Raw genomic sequence first — 21,688 nt, 5'->3', positions numbered from 1 at the left:
GACCCTGAGGTTGCCAGGGACGGGCAGGCCCTGCATGATGCAAAGCCTGCCCGCCACCATGGCGCGGCCCGCCATGTCAAGGAGAGAGCATGAGAACATCGGATTATGGAAGGCTGCTGGCACTGGCGGCCATCTGGGGCGCCAGTTTCCTGTTCATGCGCATCGCGGCGCCGGCCTTCGGCTCGATCAACACCACCTTCCTGCGGGTCTTCTTCGCCCTCGTCGGGCTCGCCGCCATGCTCCTGCTGCTGCGCACCCCCATGCAGTTTCAGGGCAAGCTCAAATCCATCATGGTGCTTGGCATCATCAACTCCGGCGTCCCCTTCCTGATGTATGCCGTGGCGGCCCTCTGGTTGCCCGCGGGTTATTCCGCCATCCTCAACGCCACCACGCCCCTGATGGGAGCCCTCATCGGCTTCTCCTTCTTCCACGAGGTACTGACCTTGCGCAAGTGGGCCGGGGTCATGCTGGGGCTGGTGGGCATCGGGCTCATCACCACCACGGGGGAGGTCGACCTGAGCGGTCAACTGGCCATCGGGGTGCTGGCCTGCCTCATCGCCACCGCCTGCTATGGCTGCGCCGGCTTCCTGACGAGGCGCTGGATCACAGAGCGGGGCGGACTCGATGCCAAGCTGGTGGCCTTTGGCAGCCAGATCGGCGCCGTCCTCTTCCTGCTCCCCTTCTTCGGCTACACCCTGGCCACCGGCCCCGCCGTCGACTGGGCCCAACCCGGGGTCTGGGCCAGCGTGCTGGCGGTCGGCTTCCTCTGCACCGCCTTCGCCTACCTGCTCTACTTCAGGCTGATCGCCGACATCGGCCCCCTGCGCAGCCTCACGGTCACCTTCCTCATTCCGCCGTTCGGCATCCTGTGGGGCTATCTGGTGCTGGGCGAGACCCTCACCGGCGGCTTCGTCCTCGGCGGCGCCGTGGTCTGCCTCGCGGTCTGGCTGGTGACCAGCCCCGCCAGAGCCGCCAAACCGGCCAAGGCACAAGCCTAGGCTCCGCGTCATCTGCCGGGCCCCATGGCTCGGCAGATGGACGCAACTGGGGTAAGATGACCCCCATCGTTTCTCCCGCCCCCGGCGGACACACAGCAGGGCCAGCCTTGAATCAGCTCAACCAATCCAGCCAGAACAAGCAGCAGATCTTCACCGTCACCCGCCTCAACAGCGCCGTGCGCATGATCCTGGAGCAGGATCTCGGGCTGGTGTGGCTGACCGGGGAACTCTCCAACCTGGCGATGCCGAGCTCCGGCCACTGGTACTTCTCCTTGAAAGACATGTCGGCCCAGGTGCGCTGCGCCATGTTCAAGGGCAACAACCGCCGGGTGCCGTTTCGCCCCCAGGACGGCATGCAGGTGCTGGTGCAGGCACGCGTCTCCCTCTATGAGCCCCGCGGGGACTACCAGCTCATCATCGAGAGCATGCAACCCGCCGGGGACGGCATGCTGGCCCTGCGCTTCGAGGAGCTCAAGCGCCGTCTCGGCGCCGAGGGGCTGTTTGACGAGGGCCGCAAGCGCCCGCTCCCCCGCGAACCCCGCGCCGTGGGCCTCGTCACCTCGGCCACCGGCGCCGCCCTGTACGACATGCTGACGGTGCTGGGGCGCCGGGCGCCAGACCTGCCCGTCTTTATCTACCCGACCCAGGTGCAGGGCAGCGCCGCCACCGCCCAGATCGTCGCGGCCATTGCCCTTGCCAATCGCCGTGCCGAGGTGGATGTGCTCATCGTCGGGCGCGGCGGCGGATCGCTCGAAGATCTCTGGTGCTTCAACGAGGAGGCGGTGGCCCGCGCCATCGCCCACTCCACCATCCCGGTGGTGAGCGCCGTGGGCCACGAGGTGGACGTCACCATCAGCGACTTTGCGGCCGACCTTCGCGCCCCCACTCCCTCCGCCGCCGCCGAGCTGGTGGCGCCGGACAGCAGCGCCCGCGCCCAGCGCCTGGTGCACCTGCACCAGCGGCTCACCCAGGCCATGACCCGGCATCAGACCGCCGCCCGCCACGGCTTCGTCCTGCTGCAGAAGCGGCTCGAACACCAGGATCCCAAGCGCCGGCTGGAGCAGCAGTCCCAGCGCCTTGACGAGCTCGACCGCCGGTTGCAGCAGTTGCTGGCAAGCCGCCTCCATCTGGGGGAGCGACGCCTCGCCAGCCTCGAGCTGCGCCTGCAGGCCCAGAGCCCGGAGAAGCACTTGGCAGCCGGGAAGCGCCGCCATCAGCTCGCCGAGGAGCGGCTCCACGCCCTGATCGCCAGGCGCCGGGATCTGGCGAGCCACCGCCTCGCCATGCTGAGCGCACGCCTAGACGGGGTGAGCCCACTGGCCACCCTGGGGCGCGGTTATGCCATAGTGCGCACCCCGTCTGGCGAGGTGATCAGCCGCGCCGGCCAGGTGAGTGCCGGCCAGCCCCTGGTCACCACGCTCGCAGAGGGACATCTGCGGGTACGGGTGGAAGAGGTCGACAACGGCTGACAAAAAGCGGGGGCACAGTGGCACCCCCGTTTTCGTCATCCCCTCTTTGCCTGGATCCGGCCACCGGCCCGCAAGCTCACGCCAGCGAATGGCGCACGGCCTGCGCCGGATGGGCGGGGGTCGTCTCCGACCCTGCCAGCGGATTGTGCTGCAGATACTCAAACAGCCCCGCCTGCAGATTGACGTTCCAGAAACGCCCCGCCAGGGTCAGCGCCAGTGTCTCCCCGGTCAGCTCGGCCAGGCCATGCTGCTGCCAGCGTTCAAAGAGCGGCAACAAATGCGCCCGCAAAGGGGATGGCAAGCGCCCGAGGACAAGCCAGCCGGTGTCGAGTGCCCCGCGCAGCAGCCCGTCGAGGCGGGCATCCGGATTGGGCTTCATCACCATGCCGGGGGCGCGCACCCCCTCCGCCAGCGCCGCGTGCCAGGCCGCCAGATCCCGGCCATACATCAGACCGTGGCCCAGCACGTTGCCTCCCGCTCCCGCCCCGAACGGGAGGATCTCGGCGCCCCGCTTCGCCATCTGGTTGTAGCGGCTCTGCTCGGCATCCCTTCGCCGCCAGTGGCTGCAGGAGAGCCGCTGCCATCCGGCCGCCTCCAGGGTGCTGGCGCCATGGGCATACATGGCGGCCCGTTGCTGCCCGTCCGCCGACCATCCCGCCTTGCCCCCGGCTTCGGCGCGCGCCAGGTTGGTGCACGCCATGGAGATGAGCTGATAGAGATCCACCCCGTGCACGCCGCTCGCCATCACGTCCGCGATGTCCTGACGCCAGACGGAGTCGTCCTGACCGGGCAGACCGAAGATGAGATCCGCGACGATGACGGCCTCGTCGCCCCGGGTCAGCGCCCCCAACCGGGCGAGCAGGGTCTCCCTGTCGTCGAAACGGCCCGCCTGCCGGCGCACCCCGGTATCGAAGCTCTGCACCCCGAACGAGAAGCGGTTGAAGCCCCCCGCCAGGGCCGTCTGCCACTTGGCGTCATCGAAACCGTTGAGCCGTCCCTCCAGGGTCAGCTCCGCATCCGGGGTCAGGGGGAAGGCGCGGATCGCCTCGCCGAGGCGCGCCAGCTCGGCCACCGCCATGTCGATCGGCGTGCCGCCTCCCACATAGACGGCCGAGAAGGGCTTGCTCTGTGCGAGCGGTGTCTTCGCCGCCCGGCTCAGCTGGTCGCACAGGGCCGCCACGTAGCGGCTCATGCGCGCCGGGTTGGCGCCGTTTTCGAAGAAGTTGCAGAAGCTGCAGCGCTTGCGGCAGAACGGAATGTGGATGTAGAGCGCCCGCTCCCCGGCCTCGCTCTCCCGCTGCCACCAGGCGTGCCAGCCTGCATCGTCGAGCATCAGCGGCCCCCCGCCGCCCCGGCTGGCGTGGGCCGAGGTCTTGGCGGTAAAGGCGAATCTGAGGGGCTCCGGGGTCGCAAGCCCGGTCATGGTCGGGGTCAGCAGGGGGGTCATCACAAGGGGCTACCATCTGGAAATAATGCAAATGATAACGAATATCAATCAAGTCTTGCTTGTGCTGGATCAAGCCCAGGGCACGGGACTCGTCTCCCCGATCCTGTCTACCAGCAAGTCATGGGGAGTACAAGCGTCGAAGGGGCATGGGTCGGGGCGAGAGGGCCACTCCCCGTCAGGAGAGTGGTGGCACACACGCAATCGGACTGACAGAAACGGGATCCCGGCGGGATCGTGACGCCGACGCAGGGTTGGGGGTTCAGTCGTTGCCGATGATGATGGCGACGCGGCGATTCTCCGCCCGTCCGGCGGCGGTGCCGTTGTCGGCGATGGGCGCCTCTTCACCGCGGCCGCGGATATCCAGGTTCCCTTGGGGCATCCCCACCGACATCAGGACGTCGGCCACGGACTGGGCCCGCTTCAGCGAGAGCTGCTGATTGTAGGCTGCTTCACCGTTGGAGTCGGTGTGGCCGTCAACTCTGGCCCGGTTCAGTCCCACGCCGATGAGGGCCTTGCCGAGTCGCTCCACCACCTGACGAGTCTGGGGATTGAGGGCCCCGACATTGTTGGCAAACAACACCTTGTTGGAGATGTCCAGGGTCCAGCCCTCGTCGGTCAGGTGAAAGCCCTGCTCCTTGAGGGTGGCGACCTGATCCGCCGTGAGCCCCTGCGGCACGCTCTGGCATGCGGCCAGCAACGTCAGCAGCAGCGCGACAAACCCCGTTTTGATCGGGTTCAAAATGGTCATTGTTATCATCCTTACACTAATTCGGTTCAACTTCACGTGGCTCTCTTGTGCTCTCTCCCCTCCTCCTTCCGTTGTCGTTTGGCTTGATACATGGCGTCGTCGGCGCACTGCAACAGGGCGTCCGCCGTCTCCCCCTGCTCGGGATAGAGGGCAGCGCCCATGCTGATGCCCACCCCCAGATGGCGGCCGTCGCTCAGGACCACCGGGGTGCTCATCGCCTGCTGGATCCGCGCCATGACCTCGTGCACCTCGCTCTCTCCCCGGACTGGGGCGAGCAGGATGACGAACTCGTCCCCCCCGAGGCGACACACCAGATCCAGCGGCCTGAGCTGGTGCTGCACCCGACGCGCCAGCGCGATGAGCACCTCGTCCCCGATGCCGTGGCCCAGGTTGTCGTTGATCTGCTTGAAGCGGTCGCAATCGAGATAGATCAGGGCGAAGCGTTCCTGCTGGGTGCTGCCCGCCTGGATGGCCTGCCCCAGGCGCGCCTCGAACAGGGCGCGGTTGGGCAGGCCGGTGAGGGCGTCATGGGTCGCCCGGTGCAACAGGCTGGCGTTCTCCCGCTTCTGATGGGCCTGCCAGGCCTCCAGCTCGTCGAGCAGGGAGTTGAAGTCCTCCCCGAGCTCGTGCAGTTCGGCAATATTGGCCGCCGGCACCCGCTGCTTGAGGGCGCGCTGGCGGCTGACGTTGTAGGCGACCTCGGTCAGGGCCTTGAGGGGGGCCGTGATGGAGCGCTGCATGCGGCGCGCCACATGGAGTGCCCCGAGGATGCTGAGCAGCAGGCACACCAGGGTCGCCAGCAGGGTTTGCAGCAGGAAACGCAACAGGAACTGCCCGTGGCCGACCAGGTGCACCCGGGCTATCTCCCGGTGCTCCCGCACCATGGGCTGCACCACGGGCCCCGGCAGGATGAGGCGGGCCAGGTGCTGCTCCAGCGTGGTCCAGGGGGTGGTGATGGCCCGGCGCCAGCTCGCCAGCACCTGGCCGTCCGGCAGCACTATGCTGGCGCTGGCGATATCTTCCCGGGAGGTGATGGCCTCCAGGGCGTCTCTCGCCGCCTCCTCGTCATCGAACACCACGGCCGCCTCGGCGGTATAGCTGATGGCCCGCGCCACCAGCTTGAGGTTGTGATCCGCATAGAGGCGCAGCGCCAGCAGTGCCGTGACGGTCAGGAACAGGCCCGCCATGCAGACGGCGGTCAGGGAGATCATCATGTGGGTGCGCCCCAGGCTCTGGCGCAGGGTGAGCCTCTGGCCTGCGTACGGGATCCTCATCGCGGATCCTCGTCTGCCCGTGCGAGTTTGAGCACGGCCGGGTGCACCCGCACGCCGCTGCGGGCGAGCGCATCCAGGTTGACCCGAAAACGCACCCGCTCCCCTGCCTGCAGGCAGAAGACCGCGTCGGCGATGCACTCGCGGCTCTGCTCGCTGATGCTGAGGATGGCGTGCCCCCGCAGCCGCTCGAACAGGGAGAGGCGCTGCTCCGAGGTCAGGATCCCCAGATAGATGACGTCGCAGCGCCGGGTAAGCGCCTCGTCGTCGAACTCGTAGCGATGCACCTCCACCGGACGCCCGTTGGCCTGGCGGTCTATGGCGAGGAGTGATGCCGCGTACTCCGTCGGAGCCGTGATGCAGACCTGCAGCCGGTCAGGCTCGCTGGGCCAGCGGGTATAGCTGAGGATGTCGAGCACCGTCTGGCGCACCATGTCGCTGCGCACCTCGGCCGAGGTGGCGGCCACGGCGGCGTTGGCCAGCGCCAGCATGCAGACCAGCGGCACCAGCCAGGTCAATATCCGGATGAAACAAAACAACTGCATGATGCCCGCGCTTATGTTCACGCCGGCGCCGGAACGGGCCGACGCCCATGAAGGGTGTGCCTGAAGGGGAGTCGCACCGAGCTTACCAGCCGGAGGGCCGAGCCCCATCCGTATACGCACAGGGTGCGTCACCCCGTGTCGCAACGGCGCCCCCGAGGGGCAGGGCACAGTCCTCCGGCAGGGCGCGCCGAGGCTACTTCTTGCCAATCCCGTATTCGCGCAGCTTGTTGGCGATGGCGGTGTGGGAGACCCCGAGCCGTTTGGCCAGCTGGCGGGTGGAGGGAAATGCCGGGTAGAGCCGCTCCAGCAGCCGGCTCTCGAAGCGTTTCACCGCCTCGTCCAGCCCCCCCTCGAACCACTCGTCGATGAGCGGCATGGTATCCGCCGCCACCGGCAGATCCACGTGCTCGGGGCCGAGCTCGTCCCCTTCCAGCAGGGTCATGGCACGGTAGAGGCAGTTACGCAGCTGGCGCACGTTGCCGGGCCAGCGGTAGGCGGTCAGGTATTCGGCCATGTTGCGGGTAAAGCGCGGGCGGGGGCGCTGCAACTCGCTGGCGAAGCGGGCGACGAACTGCTGGGCCAGGGCCATGATGTCCGCCTTGCGCTCGCGCAGCGGCGGCAGGCCGAGGCTCAGCACGTTGAGGCGGTAATAGAGGTCTTCCCGGAACTTGCCCTCGTGCACCAGATCCAGCAGCTGCTTCTGGGTGGTGCAGATGAAGCGCACGTTGACCCTCACCTCCTGCTCGTCCCCGACCCGGCGGAACACGCCGTCCTGCAGTACCCGCAGAAACTTGGTCTGCAGATGGGGGGACATGTCGCCGATCTCGTCCAGCATCAGGGTGCCGCCGCTCGCCAGCTCCAGCACGCCGCGCTTGCCCTCGGTGTTGTTGCCAAAGGCGCCTGGGGCATAGCCGAACAGCTCGCTCTCGGCCACGTTGTCCGGCATGGCGGCGCAGTTGAGCGCCATGAAGGGGTGGCTGGAGCGCAGGCTGGCACCGTGACAGGCGCGGGCCAGCAGCTCCTTGCCGGTGCCGGTCTCACCGACGATCAGCAGCGGTGCGTCCTGCATCGCGAGCTTGGCCGCCTGGGCCAGCACCTCTTTCATCTTGGGGCTCTCGGCCTGCAGATGCTCGAAGCCGCCCACCTCCACCGTGTGCAGGGCGCTGAAGTGCATGCCGACCCGGCGGGCGGACTTGAGCACCACCACGGCGCCGGCCAGGGCCTGCCTGCCCTTCTCCTCGGCCACGAAGAGCGGCATCAGATCCCCGAGGTACTCCTCGCCGCCGAGGCTCAGCTTGCAGGTCTGGGGCTTGATCTCGCTCGCCTCCAGCCAGCGGGTGAAGGAGAAGCCCTTGACCAGGGAACCGAGCGCCACGCCGCGCACCTCGTCCACCGACAAGCCGAGGGTGGTGAGGGCCGCCTGGTTGGCCTGGGTCACCCGCCCCTTGCTGTCGAGGGAGAAGACCAGATCCGGCAGCGCCTTGAGCAGGGCCTCAATCTCGTGGTGCTCCCGCTCGGAGGGCATGTAGGGGATGGTCTTGACGTCGTAGACCCCGGGAATGCGGCGGATCTCCGGCATCAGGTGCTGGAAGTCGCGAAACTCCAGCTCGGGAAAGTTGAGATAGATGATGCCTGAGGTATCGATTTCGATGCCGCGCAGATCGATGTTGTGCTCCACCAGTCGGTCGAGCAATTCCCGGGTCAGGCCCAGACGGTCTTCACAGCTGACTTCAAGACGCATTCGGCACACACTTCCTAGCTAACATTCTGAATGACCGGATAATACAGACTCGATCCCGCCAGTGCGAGCGCTGCCCCATAAAAATGCGGGCCCGCCCCGTTTTCACCGGGCAGGCCCATCTTGTGCCGTGTTTTGGCGGCGATTACTTCAGCAACTCGTCGGTGCGTGCCGCCATGATGAAGTCGTTGCGATGCAGCCCACCTATCTTGTGGGTCCACCAGCTGACGGTCACCCTGCCCCACTCCGTCAGGATCGCCGGGTGGTGAAACTCCGCCTCCGCCAGCTCGCCGAGCCGATTGGTGAAGGCCAGCGCCTCCTTGAAGTTGCGAAACACGAATTCGCGCCTCAGCTGCAGCTCGCCGTTGACCACCAGGGGCTGCCAGTCGGGGATGAGGTGCATCAACTCGCCCAGCTCCTCGTCGCTCACCTTGGGGGCGTCGGCGCGGCACGCCTCGCATCGTTGACTCGCCAGTTCAGACATTCGGGACTCCTTTCATTACTGCATCGTGGGGATGGAAACGGGTTAGCTCGCCTGCTTGCCGGAAACGGGCGCAAAGCGGGGCGGACGCAGGCCGAGGCGACGGGCCTGGGCGACGGCGTCCATGATGGACTGGGGTGCCAGACGATAGAGGGTATCCAGGCTAGGCAGCACGAAATAGACGGGCTGCATGATGTCGATGCGATAGGGGGTTCGCAGTATTTCCAGCAGATCGAAGGGTTGCAGCTCGGGTTTGCCGGAAAGCGCGTAGGCGGTCTCGCCGATGGAGGAGAGGATACCGCCGCCGTAGATACGCAGCCCCTCGCCCCCCTGCAAGAGCCCGAACTCCACCGTAAACCAGTAGAGCCGAGCCAGAAAGACCCGCTCCTCCTTGCTGGCACCGAGCCCGAGCCGGCCATAGAGGTGGGTGAAATGGGCGAAGGCAGGGTTGGTCAGCATGGCGCAGTGGCCGAAGATCTCGTGAAAGATGTCGGGCTCCTGCAGGTAATCGAGCTCGTCCCGGCGCCGGATGAAGGTGGCCACCGGAAACTGGCGATCCGCCAGCAGGGCGAAGAAGCGGTCGAAGGAGATGAGCGCGGGCACCGCAGTCACCGACCAGCCGGTGGCTGGGGTCAGGGCGGCGTTGATCTCGCCCAGCTGCGGGATGCGATCCCGGGGCAGCGCGAGTCGCGCCAACCCTGCCCGGTATTCGTCACAGGCCTTGCCCTCCAGCGCCGCGAGCTGGCGTTCGATCAGGATCTGCCAGGTGCCGTGCTCCTCGTCCGTGTAGTGGACCCTGCCCTGTGCATCCGGTTGATGCGCCGTGTAGAGACTTGCCATGAATGCTTCCATCCTCTGGGTGCCGACCCCGCCCTTCGGGCGGTGACTCGCCTGCGAGCCATGGGATCATGGTAACGGTTTGCCCCCCAAAAAAGCAGCCGACCCAAGGGTCGGCTGCTGCGGACATTTGTAAATAATTTGTGACAACCACAATCGACCCCTGGCCCGCCACTCACCCCTTGTTGAGGTAGCCCGCCAGCTGGCCGATCAGCCGCTTGCGCAGCTCGCCCAACTTCGGCTTCTCGTCCGCGCACCAGGGCAGCGGGCGACACGCCTCCATGGTGCGCAGGCCCAGACGGGCGGTGAGCAGCCCTGCCCCCACCCCCTGCGCCGCGCGGGCGGAGAGCTTGGCGGTGAGCTCGGCGCCCAGCAAGTCCATGCCCACCTCGGTCACCAGCTCGGTGGCGCCCGCATAGAGCATGTTGCGAAACACCTGGCGAATGAGGCGAATGCGGCTCCAGTAGCCGAGCTCGATGGCGTAGACGTCGGCGATGTCCTCGATCATCCGCAGGTTGCGCCACAGCATCAGCATCATGTCGACGGTGGCGAGCGGGCTCAGGGCCACCAGCACGGCGGCCTCCCCCGACCATTTCGCCACCCTGGCCTGTGCCAGCCTGTCCCGCTCGGTTAGCACCAGCTGGCTGTAGAGGGTCAGCACCTCCCGATCGCTGTGGCTCTCGTCGAGCTGGGCGAGCCAGGTGCGATACCCCTCCCGCCCCTTGTCACCACTGCGCTCGGCCAGCTGCTCGCAGAATGCCTGCCCCTGCCCGACACCCTGATGGGCGAGCAGGTCTTCGGCCCGCGAGCGCACGTCCTGGCGTTTTTTAAGGGTGCGCAGACGCAGCCATTCGCGCCCTGCCACGCCGGCCGTGCCCACCGCCACCAGGCAGCTGGCGAGCAGCCAGGCGCCGCCCCAGAACGGAGACGAGGCAAACTGATCGACGAGGAAGGTGCCGAACTGGCCCAGGGAGAGCAGACCGACCGCCCCCAGCCCCCAGGCTAGCAGGCGGTGGCGGCGGCGCGGCCTGGGGGTGAGGGCGGGCTCGACCTCGGTGAGTTCGTCCAGCGCCTCGAGACGCTCGAAGCTCGCCTCCTCCAGGCGCTGGGCGGGAGCCGGTGGCCGCTCTTCCTGCGCCGCCAGGGCGGGTTCCAGGATCACCTTGCCTTGCAGCGGTGCCGGTTTGATCTGATCGTTCATCTTGTTGTCTGCTCCTTCGGACGATGCCGGTTATTCGAGGTGATCCCCGAGCAGAAACTCCAGCGCCGCGTCGAGCCGGATATGGGGCAGCGCCTGATGGGCGCTCATGGGCAGCGGGCGAAATGCCTGAAAATCGAAGCCCTGAGTGTGCCACCACTGGGCCGGCGGTATCTGGGAGGGCACCTCCCCCGGGAAGACGAGCAGCGGCTCGCCGGCGAGGCTGGTGCCGCGAATGGCCGGGAACTCGCGGCCATTGGCCATCCCCTTGCCGACCTCGGTGGCCTTGATGGCGGCGAGCGCCAGACACTCGGTCTCTATCCCCTCGAAGCGGGCCTGACCCCGGCCGCGACTCACCAGGTGCTGCAAGAGGGAGACCAGGGGAGCGTGCTGCTCCGGGGTGACGTGATCCGCCTTGCTCGCCACGAACAACAACTTGTCGATGCGCGGGGCAAACAGCCGCCGCCACCAGTTGCTCTTGCCGTAGGCGAAGCTCTCCATGATGCGGGCGATGGCCTGCTGCATGTCGCCGAAGCTGGCGGCGCCGGCATTCAGGGGTTGCAGGCAGTCCACCAGCACGATCTGGCGATCAAAGCCCGCGAAGTGCTGCTCGTAGAAGCCCTGCACCAGGTGCTGCTTGTACTGCTCGAAGCGCTGCTTGAAGGTGGCGTAGAGGGTACCGTCGGCCGGGGTCCGGGCCGGGGCATCCCAGACCCAGGGCACGAACTGCAGCAGCGGCGCACCGGCATACTCCCCCGGCAGCACGAAGCGCCCCGGCTGGATGAGGTGCAACCCGAGCTCCCGCTTGCAGGCGTGCAGATAGTCGGTGTAGCGGGCCGCCAGCTCGCTGGCCGCTCGCTCCTCTAAGGGCTGATCCGCCTGCCAGCCGGGCGTCAGCCAGCCCGAGGCCAGGGCCTGCAGCTCGGGGCGGCGCAGTTGCCCACGCACCTGCTCGCTCCACTGCTCGTAGTCGAGATCCAGCAGCGGCAAGTCCAGCAGCCACTCCCCCGGGTAGTCCACCAGATCCACATAGAGGGTGGAGATCTCCCCCAGGTGCCGACGCACCGGGTGGCGGGTGCGATAGCGGATCTCGAGGCGCACCTCGGCCACCCCGCGGGTGGGCTCCGGCCAGGCGGGCGGCTCGCCAAACAGGGCGTCCAGGCCCCGCTCGTAGGGAAAGGTGGGGATGTGGGCGTTTTGCTGGGGCACCCGGCGGGCCCCCAGGATCCGCCCCTGGCGCTGGGCATCCCAGAGCGGCAGCCGGCCGTCGATGGCCGCGTGCTCCAGCTGGTTCACCAGCGCCGTGATGAAGGCGGTCTTGCCGCTGCGGGAGAGGCCGGTGACCGCCAGCCGGATGTGGCGATCCCGGGCCCGGTTCACCACCTCGAAGGCCTTATGCTGCAGCACGGACCAGGAGTGTTCGAGTTTGTTACGTATCAAGGCGGGTCTTTGCCTCCTTGTTGTCAGGTCGGGCGCAGGGGCCACGAGGCATCACCCTCGGGCCCAGGGCATTACAGCTTGCTGAACTCCCGCTGCAGGGTGAACTCCTTGGAGGTCACCAGCTTCTCGAGGCGCTGCACCCTGGGCTCCAGGCTGTCGAGCTCACGGGCGATGCGGCCCAGGGCCTGATGGGGGGTGATCCCCGCCTGCCAGCTGCGCGCCTTCATGCGCACCTCGGCAAACTCCTCCTCCTGCTCCCCGTAGAGGGTGACCGGCTTCTTGTCGAGCAGGAACCAGGCGGCGATGTAGGCGGTGAAGGTGATGAAACCGGCGAAGATGAGGCCGCTGATAGCCAGCAGCCGCACTATCCAGGTCTCGACGCCGAAGTAGTCGGCAAGACCGGCACAGACGCCCGCTATCTTGCCCCGCTGGGGGTCACGATAGAGATTGCGTTTCTCTCTGCTCCACTGTGTCATACCCTGCTCCTCCAGCCCGGGACTTCAGCGTCCAGAATCGACTCCAACGCCCCGACCCGCTCCTGCATCTTCTCGGCACGGGCCAATAACCCCTGCAACTGTTCCCGCTCGCTGTCGGCAAGGCCTGCACCGATCCGCCCCTTGGCGCGGTAGTGCAGCACCAGCCAGATGGGGGCCACCACCACCATGAAGACCACCATGGGAACCATCAACACACCCAGCAGATCTTCCATCTGTTACTCCCCCTGTTTGCTGTCGCTCTGACCGAGTTTCTGGCGCATGGCCTCGAGCTCGCGGCTGATCTGATCGTCGGCTTCCAGCTCGGCAAACTGCTGGGCGAGCGCCTTGTCGGACTGGCCCAGATCGGCGCGGGCCTCCATCTCGTCGATGCGGCGCTCCATGCGCTCGAACTTGCTGACCACGGACTGGCTGCCGCCACGGGCCACCTGGCTCTGGACGTTGAGGCGGCTGCTGGCCGCTTCGCTGCGAATGGCCATCGCCTTCTGGCGGGCACGGGCGTCTTCCAGCTTGGCTTCCAGCTGGCGGATCTCCTCCCCCAGCTTGTCGATGCCGCTGTTCACCGCCTGCAGCTCCCGTTCGAGGGTGTCGGCGAGCTCGGTCTGCTTGCTCTTCTCGATGAGGGCGGCCCGGGCCAGATCCTCGCGCCCCTTGGTCAGGGCCAGCTCCGCCTTGCCCTGCCACTCGGCGACCCGCTCCTGATGGCGGCTCACCTGGCGGCCGATCTCTTTCTGGTTGGCGAGGAAGCGGGCCAAGTTGGAGCGCTCCTTCACCAGTTCATCTTCCATCTCCTGGATGATCAGACGCACCATCTTCTGGGGATCTTCCGCCTTGTCGAGCAGGGACGTCAGATTGGAATTGATGATGTCGGCCAGGCGGGAAAAAATGCTCATGATTGTACTCCTGTGATAGGCATCGGGTTGTTTCTCCATTGACAATGGCAACTTGTGTGCCAATCTGGAACAATTATTAACTTGTTGATTTATATGGGCACTCCCGTTGACATTCAAGTGCCCCAGAAACAAGAGATGATTAAAATAACCAACTTTTGGTAAGATTAACCAGATTTTTCAACGATACAGGGGCAGGGATGACCACGGCCACGGAAAGTCTGTTGGGTGAATCCAACGCGTTTCTAGAAATCATCGAGCAGGCCTCGCGCCTCGCGCCCCTGCGCAAGCCCGTGCTGATCATCGGCGAGCGGGGGACCGGCAAGGAGCTCATCGCCCACCGCCTACATTATCTCTCGGATCGCTGGGATCAAAGCTTTGTCACCATCAACTGCGCCACCTTGAGCGAGAGCCTGCTGGAGACCGAGCTGTTCGGCCACGAGGCGGGCTCCTTCACCGGCGCCGCCAAGCGCCATCAGGGCCGCTTCGAGCGGGCCGACGGCGGCACCCTCTTCCTCGACGAGCTGGCCACCACCAGCGCCCGGGTGCAGGAGAAGCTGCTGCGGGTCATCGAGTACGGGGAGTTCGAGCGGGTGGGTGGCGCCAAGGCGCTCAAGGTGGACGTGCGGCTGGTGTGCGCCACCAACGAGGATCTGCCGGCGCTGGCCGACAAGGGGCAGTTTCGCCACGATCTGCTGGACCGGCTCGCCTTCGACGTCATCACCCTGCCCCCGCTGCGGGAGCGGCGCGAGGACATCCTGATGCTGGCGGAGCACTTCGCCCACGGCATGACCCGGGAGCTGGGCTATCCGCTGTTTGCCGGTTTCTCCCGCAAGGCGACCCAGTTGCTGCTGGACTACCCCTGGCCCGGCAACGTGCGGGAGCTGAAGAACGTGGTGGAGCGCAGCCTCTATCGCCAGGGCAACCCCCAGTTGCCGCTGGCCGAGCTGGTGCTCAACCCCTTTGACTCCCCCTGGCGCCCCAATGCCACCGGCAAGACCGTGGGCGCAGCCCCCGAGCCGACACAGGTAAACGGTGCCCCTGCCCCGAACCTGCCGCTGGATCTCAAGGGGGCGGTGGCGGAATACGAGATTAATTTACTCAAGCAAGCGATGCAGCAATCCCAGTATAATCAGCGCAAAGCGGCCCAGTTGCTGGCCCTGAGCTACCACCAGTTCAGGGGCATGCTGCGCAAATACCAACTGCTCGACGGGGATGACAACAGTGGCAACCTGGAGCTGGGCTGATGCCCAAGGCCAGGTCTGTGCGTGTGGACTGCGCAGCGCGACGCACGCCAACCCCGATGGGAATGCCCGCCCGGCAGGCTCCCGCAACGCGCCCGCCCCATGGCGGGCAACTTTGTCTGACAACATGGTTCCAACATGAGAATGCTCACCCCCCTGCTGATCGGTGTCCTGGTACTGGTCGGCGGCTGTCAAAAACGCGATGAGGCCTCCAAAACCGGGCTCATCTATTGCGCCGAAGGGGCTCCCCGGACCTTCAACCCGCAACTGGCCAACTCGGATGCGACCCTGGATGCCAGTGCCCGCCCCCTCTACGATCGCCTGCTCGAGGTCAATGCCAACACCCTGGACATCGAGGGAGGGCTCGCCACCCGCTGGCGGGTGAGCGAGGACGGCCTCTCCTATACCCTGACCCTGCGCAAGGGGGTGACCTTCCACCACACCCCCTGGTTCAATCCGACACGCCACTTCAACGCCGATGACGTCCTGTTCACCTGGCAGCGCCTGCTGGACGAGCAGCACCCCTTCCATCACGTCTCCGGCGGCGAGTACCCCTATTTCTACGGGCTGGGGCTCAGCAGCCTCATCAAGCGGGTCTACAAGAAGGGCCCCCGGGAGGTGGTGTTCGAGCTCAGCCGGCCTGACGCTTCCTTCCTCGCGACCCTGGCCAGCGACTACGCCATCGTGCTGTCGGCGGAGTATGCGCAGCAGATGCAGGAGGCCGGCACCCCGGACCTGCTGGACAGCAGGCCCGTCGGCACCGGCCCCTTCAGCTTCAAGGAGTACCGCCACAACGAGTTCGTGCGCTATCTGCGCCATCCCGGCTACTGGGGGGGCGAGGCCAGGATGGAGCAGCTCGTCTACGACATCACCCCCAAATCCTCCAAGCGGCTCGCCAAGCTGCTGACCGGCGAGTGCGACGTCATGAGCACCCCCTCCGCCAGCCAGCTGTCGGTGATCGACAAGGACTCCCACCTGGATCTGTCGGTGCAGTCGGGGATGAACGTCGCCTTCCTCGCCCTCAACACCCGCAAGGCGCCCTTCAACAAGGTGCAGGTGCGCCAGGCGCTGGCCAACGCCATCAACGTGCAGAACCTGCTGCAGGCGGTCTATTTCGAGACGGGCCAGAGCGCCGCCAGCCTGTTGCCGCCGCTCTCCTGGGGTTACAACCCCTCCCTGCCCCAGCGCAAGCAGGATCTCAAGCTCGCTCGTCAGTTGCTCAAGGACGCGGGCTACCCGAACGGCTTCGAGATGCAGGTGCTGGTGCAGCCCGGCGCCCGCCCCTACAACCCGGACGGCCTCAAGACCGCCCAGCTGATGCGCAGCGATCTCGCCAAGATTGGGGTGAGCCTCAAGATAGTGCAGCAGGCCTGGCCGGTCATCGAGACCCGGCTCGCCAAGGGGCAGTACGACAGCCTGCTCTCCGGCTGGATCGCCGACAACGCGGATCCGGACAACTTCTTCCGCCAGTTGCTGAGCTGCGCCGCCGTCGAGCGGGGCAACAACTACAGCCGCTGGTGCAGCCCGGCCTTCGATCAGCTGCTGGACGACGCTGTGACCACCCCGCAGCTCGCCTTCCGCCTGCGCAACTATTACTATGCCCAGTCCCTGCTCAACGAGCAGTTGCCGCTCATTCCGCTGGCCCATGCCCTGCGCACCCAGGTGAGTCGCAACGACATCCAGGGGCTGAGGCTCATGCCCTTCGGGGGCACCACCTTCAACCAGGCCTATCGGGAGTGACGATGACTGATACCCATCCCATCGGCGGCGGCCGTCGGCGCCCATCGGCGCAGCCGCACCTGGAGGCATAAGCATGTTTTTCTATATTCTGCGCCGCATCACCCTGCTGGTGATCACCCTGCTGGTGCTGACCCTGGGGGCCTACCTGCTGGAGTTTCGCCTCGTCACCCAGGTGCTGGACTTCTGGCACGGCTATCCTGACTTCCTGCTGCGGATCTTCGCGGGGGACTTCGGCCTCTCCAGCGTCTCGGGCCAGCCGGTGCTGGACGAGATCCGCCACTATTTCCCGGCCACCCTGGCGCTCTGTCTCGCGGCCTTCGCCATCTCGCTGCTGGTGGGGATCCCGCTCGGAACCCTGGCGGCCATCTACCAGGGGCGCGGACTGGATCTCTCCATCATGGCCGCCGGCCTCGTCGGCTATGCCGTGCCCGTCTTCTGGCTGGCCCTGCTGATGGTGATGTTCTTCTCCCTGGATCTCGGCTGGCTGCCCTCTTCCGGCCAGATCAGCCTGCTCTACGACGTCCCCTCCATCACGGGGATCGCCATCGTCGACGTGCTGCTGAGCGAGGAGCCCTGGCGGGAAGCGGCGCTGCATGACGCCCTGCGCCACCTGGTGCTGCCGTCTCTGGTGCTGGCCGTGGTGCCCACCACCGAGGTGATCCGCCACGTACGCAGCTCCCTCATCGACGTGATGAAACAGAACTACATCAAGGCGGCGGCGAGTCGTGGCCTCTCCCGTCGCCAGATCGTCTGGCGCCACGGCCTCAAGAATGCCCTGCCACCCGTACTGCCCCTGCTCGGGCTGCAACTCGGCAGCGTGCTCACCTCCGCCATGATCACCGAGGTGGTGTTCGACTGGCCCGGCATCGGCCGCTGGCTGGTGAGCAGCATCGCCCTGCAGGACTATGCCGCCATCCGCGGCGCCTCCCTGGTGGTGGCCAGCTTCGTCATCTTCATCAGCGTCAGCACCGAGCTGCTGACCACCATCATGTATCCGGCACGGCGCAAAGAACTCTATGCACGACAAGACTGAACACAGCAGCCGAATGACGCCTTTCGGCACCAGCGCCACCCGCTCAGCACCGCACGGCTCACCAACATCATGCGGTATCCGGCACGGTGCAAAGAACGCTATGCACGACAAGACTGAATCCGCTGACGGCCAGGGCGGGAGCCTGCATCATGCACGATAAATCGAACATCTATCCGGAGCTCAGGATCCTCTCCCCCCTCGAGCAGACCTGGGCCTCCTACCGGCGCAACCCGCTGGCCATGGCGGGGCTCTGGTGCTTTGGCCTGCTGCTGCTGGTCACCCTCATCGGGCCCCTGGTGATCCCCTACGGCATCGACGATCAGCACAGCAACCGCCTGCTGCTCGCCCCCTCCTGGGCCAGCACGGGCAACATCGACTACTTCCTCGGGACCGACGATCTGGGTCGCGACATCCTCTCCCGCCTCGTCGCGGGCGCCCGCCTCACCTTCGGCAACGCCCTGCTGGTGGTGGTGATCGCCCTCGTCGTCGGCTCGGCCATCGGCATCCTCGGCGGCATGAGCAAGGGGGTGAAGTCGAGCGTGCTCCATCATCTGCTCGACACCCTGCTCTCCATCCCCTCCCTGCTGCTGGCCATCATAGTGGTGGCCATCCTGGGGCCTGGATTGTTCAACACCCTGATCGCCATCACGCTGGCGCTCATTCCCCCCTTCATCCGGGCGACCTACAACGCGGTCCACGCCGAGATGCAGAAGGAGTACATCATAGCCAGCCGCCTCGACGGCTCGCCGCCCCTGCGGATCATGCGCCTGGCCATACTGCCGAACATCGTCGAGACCCTGGTGACCCAGACCACCCGTACCCTGTCCGCCGCCATCCTCGACATCTCGGCGGTGGGTTTCCTCGGCCTCGGGGCCCAATCCCCCCAGCCGGAGTGGGGCGCCATGCTGGCCGACTCCAGCGATCTCATCTACCTCGCCCCCTGGACCGTGACCCTGCCGGGCATGGCCATCCTGTTCAGCGTGCTGGTGACCAACCTGGTGGGTGAAGGCATTCGCGAAGCGCTTAAAGAGGGGAACGACTGATGCAATGTTCTATGCCGAAGAAAGGCATGTTCACCCTTGTTCTCCGCCCATTGCCGTACGGCGTGCTGGTCAACCCATCGCTGGTGGGCGAAGGGATCCGCGAAGCGCTCACAGAGGGGAACGATTGATGATACTGCGGCTCTATACCATAAAGGACGGCATCACGCCGATGCAGCACGCCGTGCCACACCCTCATGAGGAGCGCCACTGATGCCCTTGCTCGACATACGCAACCTCACCATCGAGATTGACACCCCCCAGGGCAAGGTCAAGGCGGTGGACAGGGTCAGCCTGACCCTGAACGAGGGGGAGATCCGCGGCCTGGTGGGGGAATCCGGCTCCGGCAAGAGCCTGGTCGCCAAGGTGATCGTCGGCATCCAGAAGGACAACTGGACGGTGCGCGCCGACCGGATGCGCTTCAACGACATGGACCTGCTGACCATGGCCCCCAAGGAGCGGCGCCGCATCATGGGCCGGGAGATCGCCATGATCTTCCAGGACCCCATCAGCTGTCTCGACCCCTCGGAGGAGATCGGCACCCAGCTCGAGGAGGCCATCCCCACCAGCGCCTTCGCCGGCAAGTTCTGGCAGCGCTTCCAGTGGCGCAAGAAGCGGGCCATCGCGCTCTTGCACCGGGTCGGGGTCAAGGATCACCGCAAGGTGATGCGGGCCTATCCCCACGAGCTGTCGGACGGCATGTGCCAGAAGGTGATGATCGCCATGGCGATCGCCAACCAGCCGCGTCTGCTGGTGGCGGACGAGCCCACCAGCGCCATGGAGTCCACCACCCACTCCCAGATCCTGCGTCTGCTGGACAAGATGAACAAGCTGGGCAACACCACCATCCTCATCATCAGCAACGACATCGCCGCCATCGCGAACCTGACCGACACCATCAACATCATGTACTGCGGCCAGATGGTGGAGGTGGGCACCCGGGAGCAGATCCTCGAATCCCCCCACCACCCCTATACGGATGCCCTGCTCAAGTCCATCCCGGACTTCGACAAGCTGGTGCGCCACAAGTCCCGGCTCGAGACCCTGCCCGGGGTAATACCGCCGCTGCAGCACCTGCCCATCGGCTGCCGTCTCGGCCCCCGCTGCCCCTATGCCCAGAAGCAGTGCGTGCAGACGCCGCTGATGAGCAAGGTGAAGGGGCATCAGTTCAGCTGCCACTTCCCGCTGAACATGGAAGAGCAGAAGAAATGAGCCGGGGTCATCACCAGCCCATGTCCGCCCGACAAGCCCAAGGGGCATCCATGCCCCAGCTGCCGCGTCCCCCTGAACATGGAAGAATCGAAGAAATGAGCCCGACCATGAGTGTCACCATAAAGGAGCCAAGCCTGTGATCGAACCCGCCCTGCTGCAGGTCAGGGGCCTGTGCAAGACCTATCAGAATCGTACCGGCCTGTTCCGGCGCCGCGCCGTGGAGGCGATCAAGCCGCTCTCCTTCGATCTCGGCGTCGGCCAGACCCTGGCCATCGTCGGGGAGGCGGGCTCCGGCAAGAGCACCCTCGCCCGTATTTTAGCGGGCATGATAGAGCCGAGCGGCGGCGAGATCGCCGTCGAGGGGCAGCCCCTGGTCCACGGCGACTACCAGACCCGCTGCAAGCTGCTGCGGATGATCTTCCAGGATCCCAACACGTCGCTCAACCGCAAGATCCGGGTCGGCCAGATCCTGGAGACGCCGCTGCGCCTCAACACCGAGATGACCGAGGAGGAGCGCCGGGAGAAGGTGATCCAGACCCTGCGCATGGTGGGCATGCTGGCGGATCACGCCCTCTTCTACCCCCAGATGCTCTCCGCCGGCCAGCAGCAGCGGGTGGGGCTGGCGCGGGCGCTGATCCTCAACCCGAAAATCGTGGTCGCGGATGAGGCTCTCTCCACTCTGGACATCTCGGTACGCTCCCAGATCATCAACCTGCTGCTGGAGATGCAGGAGACCATGGGGCTGAGCTATGTGCTGGTGGCCAACGATCTGGGCATCGTCAGCCACATCAGCGACGAGGTGCTGGTGATGCACGAGGGCCGGGTGGTGGAGCGCGGCAAGACCCTCAAGGTGTTCGCCGATCCCCAGCACGAGGTGACCCGGCGCCTCATCCAGAACTACAACAACGAGTACCGCCGCTGATCCCCGCCGCGCCCCCTTCCCCCCTAGCGCAGACATAAAAAAACCCGGCTTGCAGGCCGGGTATTGCGCTCAAAAAAGTGATTGCGTCGCTCGTAGTAGGAACAGGGCAATGGTAGGCAGCCCCCGTCACCTCAACAACTGTCAGATCTGACAGGCAGTCCGCTATGGAACCTGAACTGCGGATCCGGCGAGCGGATGAGCTCCGCCTCCAGCTGGCCGAAGAAGGCCACCCGTTCGCTGATGTCCTCTCCCGCATACTGCTCCGCCAGGGCCAGATAGTCCTGATAGTGGCGCGCCTCCGAGCGCAGCAGGGAGACGTAGAAGCGGCCAAGCTCCTCGTCCAGATGGGGCGCCAGCCTGGCAAAACGCTCGCAGGATCGCGCCTCGATATAGGCGCCGATGATCATCTTGTCCACCACGGCGGCCGGCTCGTAGGTGCGCACATGGGCCAGCAGGCTGCGGGCGTAGCGGGAGGCGGTGACGGGGCCGTAGGGAATGCCGCGGGCCTGCATGATCTCCAGCACCTGCTCGAAGTGGTGCAGCTCCTCCTGGATGAGCCGCACCATGGGGAACAGCAGGGGATTGCGCTCCAGCTCGGCGAACACAGTGCGCTCGGCCTCGCCCATGGTGCGCTTGCCGAGGATCTCCGCCTTCTCGGGGATGGCGTCCAGCTCCCGGTAAAACGCGAGCTTGGGCAGCAGGTGGCGCTTCTCCTTGGGCAGGCAGTAGCGGCGCACCAGGCTGTGGGCGGTCAGGGCCGCCTTGTTCTCGCAGTTGGCGTGATCGATGAGCAGGGTCGGCAATTGGGCGGGATCCCGCGCCATCTCCACCCACTCATCCGGGGTCTCGCAATGCAGGAATTGGCGCACGGGGGCTAACAGGTCATCCATCTGAACTCTCATCTGTTGATACGACACGCGGCGCCGGGACGCCGGGGCGCC

General features: G+C 66.1%; 21 protein-coding genes. 8 read left to right on the top strand and 13 right to left on the bottom strand.

Features of this window, described 5'->3' with window-relative positions:
- Window positions 1–89: 89 nt before the first annotated feature.
- Window positions 90–998, top strand: a complete 909-nt coding sequence (locus BN1132_RS04900) for a DMT family transporter (RefSeq protein WP_042075523.1) — start codon at window positions 90–92, stop codon at window positions 996–998.
- A gap of 107 nt (window positions 999–1,105) precedes the next feature.
- A complete protein-coding gene (gene xseA, locus BN1132_RS04895) occupies window positions 1,106–2,467 on the top strand; it encodes an exodeoxyribonuclease VII large subunit (protein WP_042075521.1) in 1,362 nt (453 codons plus the stop codon).
- Window positions 2,468–2,543: 76 nt separating this feature from the next.
- On the opposite strand, the gene hutW is transcribed toward xseA, so the two are convergent.
- From hutW to pspA, 12 genes are all read right to left on the bottom strand, one after another.
- Entirely contained in the window at window positions 2,544–3,914 is a 1,371-nt protein-coding gene (gene hutW / locus BN1132_RS04890) for a heme anaerobic degradation radical SAM methyltransferase ChuW/HutW (RefSeq protein WP_042075519.1), read from the bottom strand.
- A 259-nt stretch (window positions 3,915–4,173) separates the two neighbouring features.
- Window positions 4,174–4,662 (bottom strand): outer membrane lipoprotein YfiB, encoded by a 489-nt coding sequence (locus BN1132_RS04885; RefSeq protein ID WP_042075518.1) that lies wholly within the window; start codon window positions 4,660–4,662, stop codon window positions 4,174–4,176.
- Window positions 4,663–4,694: 32 nt separating this feature from the next.
- On the bottom strand, window positions 4,695–5,936 hold the full coding sequence (locus tag BN1132_RS04880; RefSeq protein ID WP_042075516.1) for a diguanylate cyclase DgcN/YfiN: 1,242 nt from the start codon (window positions 5,934–5,936) through the stop codon (window positions 4,695–4,697).
- Window positions 5,933–6,478: a regulatory sequestration protein YfiR gene (locus BN1132_RS04875; protein ID WP_042075515.1), complete on the bottom strand. Its 546-nt coding sequence runs from the start codon at window positions 6,476–6,478 to the stop codon at window positions 5,933–5,935. Before BN1132_RS04875 ends, BN1132_RS04880 begins: the two co-directional genes overlap by 4 nt.
- Before the next feature lie 193 nt (window positions 6,479–6,671).
- Entirely contained in the window at window positions 6,672–8,219 is a 1,548-nt protein-coding gene (tyrR, locus tag BN1132_RS04870; protein WP_042075514.1) for a transcriptional regulator TyrR, read from the bottom strand.
- Between the two features lie 142 nt (window positions 8,220–8,361).
- Window positions 8,362–8,700 (bottom strand): 4a-hydroxytetrahydrobiopterin dehydratase, encoded by a 339-nt coding sequence (locus BN1132_RS04865; protein WP_042075512.1) that lies wholly within the window; start codon window positions 8,698–8,700, stop codon window positions 8,362–8,364.
- A 42-nt stretch (window positions 8,701–8,742) separates the two neighbouring features.
- Window positions 8,743–9,537 carry a phenylalanine 4-monooxygenase gene (gene phhA, locus BN1132_RS04860; protein ID WP_042075510.1) on the bottom strand — a complete coding sequence of 265 codons (795 nt, stop codon included), beginning with the start codon at window positions 9,535–9,537 and terminating at the stop codon, window positions 8,743–8,745.
- A 172-nt stretch (window positions 9,538–9,709) separates the two neighbouring features.
- Entirely contained in the window at window positions 9,710–10,735 is a 1,026-nt protein-coding gene (locus tag BN1132_RS04855) for a YcjF family protein (protein WP_042075508.1), read from the bottom strand.
- Between the two features lie 30 nt (window positions 10,736–10,765).
- Window positions 10,766–12,172, bottom strand: coding sequence for a YcjX family GTP-binding protein (locus BN1132_RS04850; RefSeq protein WP_042075506.1), 1,407 nt, complete (start codon window positions 12,170–12,172; stop codon window positions 10,766–10,768).
- A gap of 71 nt (window positions 12,173–12,243) precedes the next feature.
- Complete coding sequence (gene pspC, locus BN1132_RS04845; RefSeq protein ID WP_042075505.1) at window positions 12,244–12,648, bottom strand: envelope stress response membrane protein PspC; 405 nt, start codon at window positions 12,646–12,648, stop codon at window positions 12,244–12,246.
- The gene (gene pspB, locus BN1132_RS04840) at window positions 12,645–12,881 is read right to left on the bottom strand and encodes an envelope stress response membrane protein PspB (protein ID WP_042075503.1); all 237 of its coding nucleotides are present in this window, start codon (window positions 12,879–12,881) and stop codon (window positions 12,645–12,647) included. The genes pspC and pspB overlap by 4 nt, the downstream gene beginning before the upstream one ends.
- 3 nt (window positions 12,882–12,884) lie before the next feature.
- Window positions 12,885–13,559, bottom strand: a complete 675-nt coding sequence (gene pspA / locus BN1132_RS04835; RefSeq protein WP_042075501.1) for a phage shock protein PspA — start codon at window positions 13,557–13,559, stop codon at window positions 12,885–12,887.
- Window positions 13,560–13,756: 197 nt separating this feature from the next.
- Between pspA and pspF the strand changes: the two genes are divergently transcribed.
- The 6 genes from pspF to BN1132_RS04805 all read left to right on the top strand — a co-directional run bounded on the left by pspF (window position 13,757) and on the right by BN1132_RS04805 (window position 20,747).
- On the top strand, window positions 13,757–14,803 hold the full coding sequence (gene pspF / locus BN1132_RS04830) for a phage shock protein operon transcriptional activator (RefSeq protein ID WP_042075500.1): 1,047 nt from the start codon (window positions 13,757–13,759) through the stop codon (window positions 14,801–14,803).
- A 141-nt stretch (window positions 14,804–14,944) separates the two neighbouring features.
- A complete protein-coding gene (sapA, locus tag BN1132_RS04825) occupies window positions 14,945–16,540 on the top strand; it encodes an ABC transporter substrate-binding protein SapA (RefSeq protein WP_042075498.1) in 1,596 nt (531 codons plus the stop codon).
- Window positions 16,541–16,613: 73 nt separating this feature from the next.
- A complete protein-coding gene (locus tag BN1132_RS04820) occupies window positions 16,614–17,573 on the top strand; it encodes an ABC transporter permease (protein WP_042075497.1) in 960 nt (319 codons plus the stop codon).
- 149 nt (window positions 17,574–17,722) lie between these two features.
- On the top strand, window positions 17,723–18,616 hold the full coding sequence (locus BN1132_RS04815; protein ID WP_042075494.1) for an ABC transporter permease subunit: 894 nt from the start codon (window positions 17,723–17,725) through the stop codon (window positions 18,614–18,616).
- A gap of 210 nt (window positions 18,617–18,826) precedes the next feature.
- Window positions 18,827–19,825 carry a peptide ABC transporter ATP-binding protein gene (locus tag BN1132_RS04810; protein ID WP_042075492.1) on the top strand — a complete coding sequence of 333 codons (999 nt, stop codon included), beginning with the start codon at window positions 18,827–18,829 and terminating at the stop codon, window positions 19,823–19,825.
- A gap of 136 nt (window positions 19,826–19,961) precedes the next feature.
- Window positions 19,962–20,747: a peptide ABC transporter ATP-binding protein gene (locus BN1132_RS04805; RefSeq protein ID WP_042075491.1), complete on the top strand. Its 786-nt coding sequence runs from the start codon at window positions 19,962–19,964 to the stop codon at window positions 20,745–20,747.
- Window positions 20,748–20,878: 131 nt separating this feature from the next.
- Here the strand turns inward: BN1132_RS04805 and miaE are convergent, their stop codons facing one another.
- Window positions 20,879–21,637, bottom strand: a complete 759-nt coding sequence (gene miaE / locus BN1132_RS04800; RefSeq protein ID WP_042075489.1) for a tRNA isopentenyl-2-thiomethyl-A-37 hydroxylase MiaE — start codon at window positions 21,635–21,637, stop codon at window positions 20,879–20,881.
- Between the last annotated feature and the right edge of the window lie 51 nt (window positions 21,638–21,688).

Origin of the sequence: Aeromonas sanarellii (assembly GCF_000820085.1) — a bacterium.
Classification (GTDB): domain Bacteria; phylum Pseudomonadota; class Gammaproteobacteria; order Enterobacterales; family Aeromonadaceae; genus Aeromonas; species Aeromonas sanarellii.
This window is presented reverse-complemented; position numbering and strand designations above follow the sequence as displayed.

Bases quoted from the DNA above. Each gene is read 5' to 3' on its own strand.
- phhA (WP_042075510.1), bottom strand. From the start codon at position 9,537: ATGGCAAGTCTCTACACGGCGCATCAACCGGATGCACAGGGCAGGGTC.
- pspB (WP_042075503.1), bottom strand. From the start codon at position 12,881: ATGGAAGATCTGCTGGGTGTGTTGATGGTTCCCATGGTGGTCTTCATG.
- BN1132_RS04865 (WP_042075512.1), bottom strand. From the start codon at position 8,700: ATGTCTGAACTGGCGAGTCAACGATGCGAGGCGTGCCGCGCCGACGCC.
- BN1132_RS04880 (WP_042075516.1), bottom strand. From the start codon at position 5,936: ATGAGGATCCCGTACGCAGGCCAGAGGCTCACCCTGCGCCAGAGCCTG.
- pspF (WP_042075500.1), top strand. From the start codon at position 13,757: ATGACCACGGCCACGGAAAGTCTGTTGGGTGAATCCAACGCGTTTCTA.
- hutW (WP_042075519.1), bottom strand. From the start codon at position 3,914: ATGACCCCCCTGCTGACCCCGACCATGACCGGGCTTGCGACCCCGGAG.
- BN1132_RS04855 (WP_042075508.1), bottom strand. From the start codon at position 10,735: ATGAACGATCAGATCAAACCGGCACCGCTGCAAGGCAAGGTGATCCTG.
- pspA (WP_042075501.1), bottom strand. From the start codon at position 13,559: ATGAGCATTTTTTCCCGCCTGGCCGACATCATCAATTCCAATCTGACG.
- BN1132_RS04810 (WP_042075492.1), top strand. From the start codon at position 18,827: ATGCCCTTGCTCGACATACGCAACCTCACCATCGAGATTGACACCCCC.
- miaE (WP_042075489.1), bottom strand. From the start codon at position 21,637: ATGGATGACCTGTTAGCCCCCGTGCGCCAATTCCTGCATTGCGAGACC.
- pspC (WP_042075505.1), bottom strand. From the start codon at position 12,648: ATGACACAGTGGAGCAGAGAGAAACGCAATCTCTATCGTGACCCCCAG.
- BN1132_RS04820 (WP_042075497.1), top strand. From the start codon at position 16,614: ATGTTTTTCTATATTCTGCGCCGCATCACCCTGCTGGTGATCACCCTG.
- BN1132_RS04900 (WP_042075523.1), top strand. From the start codon at position 90: ATGAGAACATCGGATTATGGAAGGCTGCTGGCACTGGCGGCCATCTGG.
- BN1132_RS04815 (WP_042075494.1), top strand. From the start codon at position 17,723: ATGCACGATAAATCGAACATCTATCCGGAGCTCAGGATCCTCTCCCCC.
- sapA (WP_042075498.1), top strand. From the start codon at position 14,945: ATGCTCACCCCCCTGCTGATCGGTGTCCTGGTACTGGTCGGCGGCTGT.
- BN1132_RS04875 (WP_042075515.1), bottom strand. From the start codon at position 6,478: ATGCAGTTGTTTTGTTTCATCCGGATATTGACCTGGCTGGTGCCGCTG.
- tyrR (WP_042075514.1), bottom strand. From the start codon at position 8,219: ATGCGTCTTGAAGTCAGCTGTGAAGACCGTCTGGGCCTGACCCGGGAA.
- BN1132_RS04885 (WP_042075518.1), bottom strand. From the start codon at position 4,662: ATGACCATTTTGAACCCGATCAAAACGGGGTTTGTCGCGCTGCTGCTG.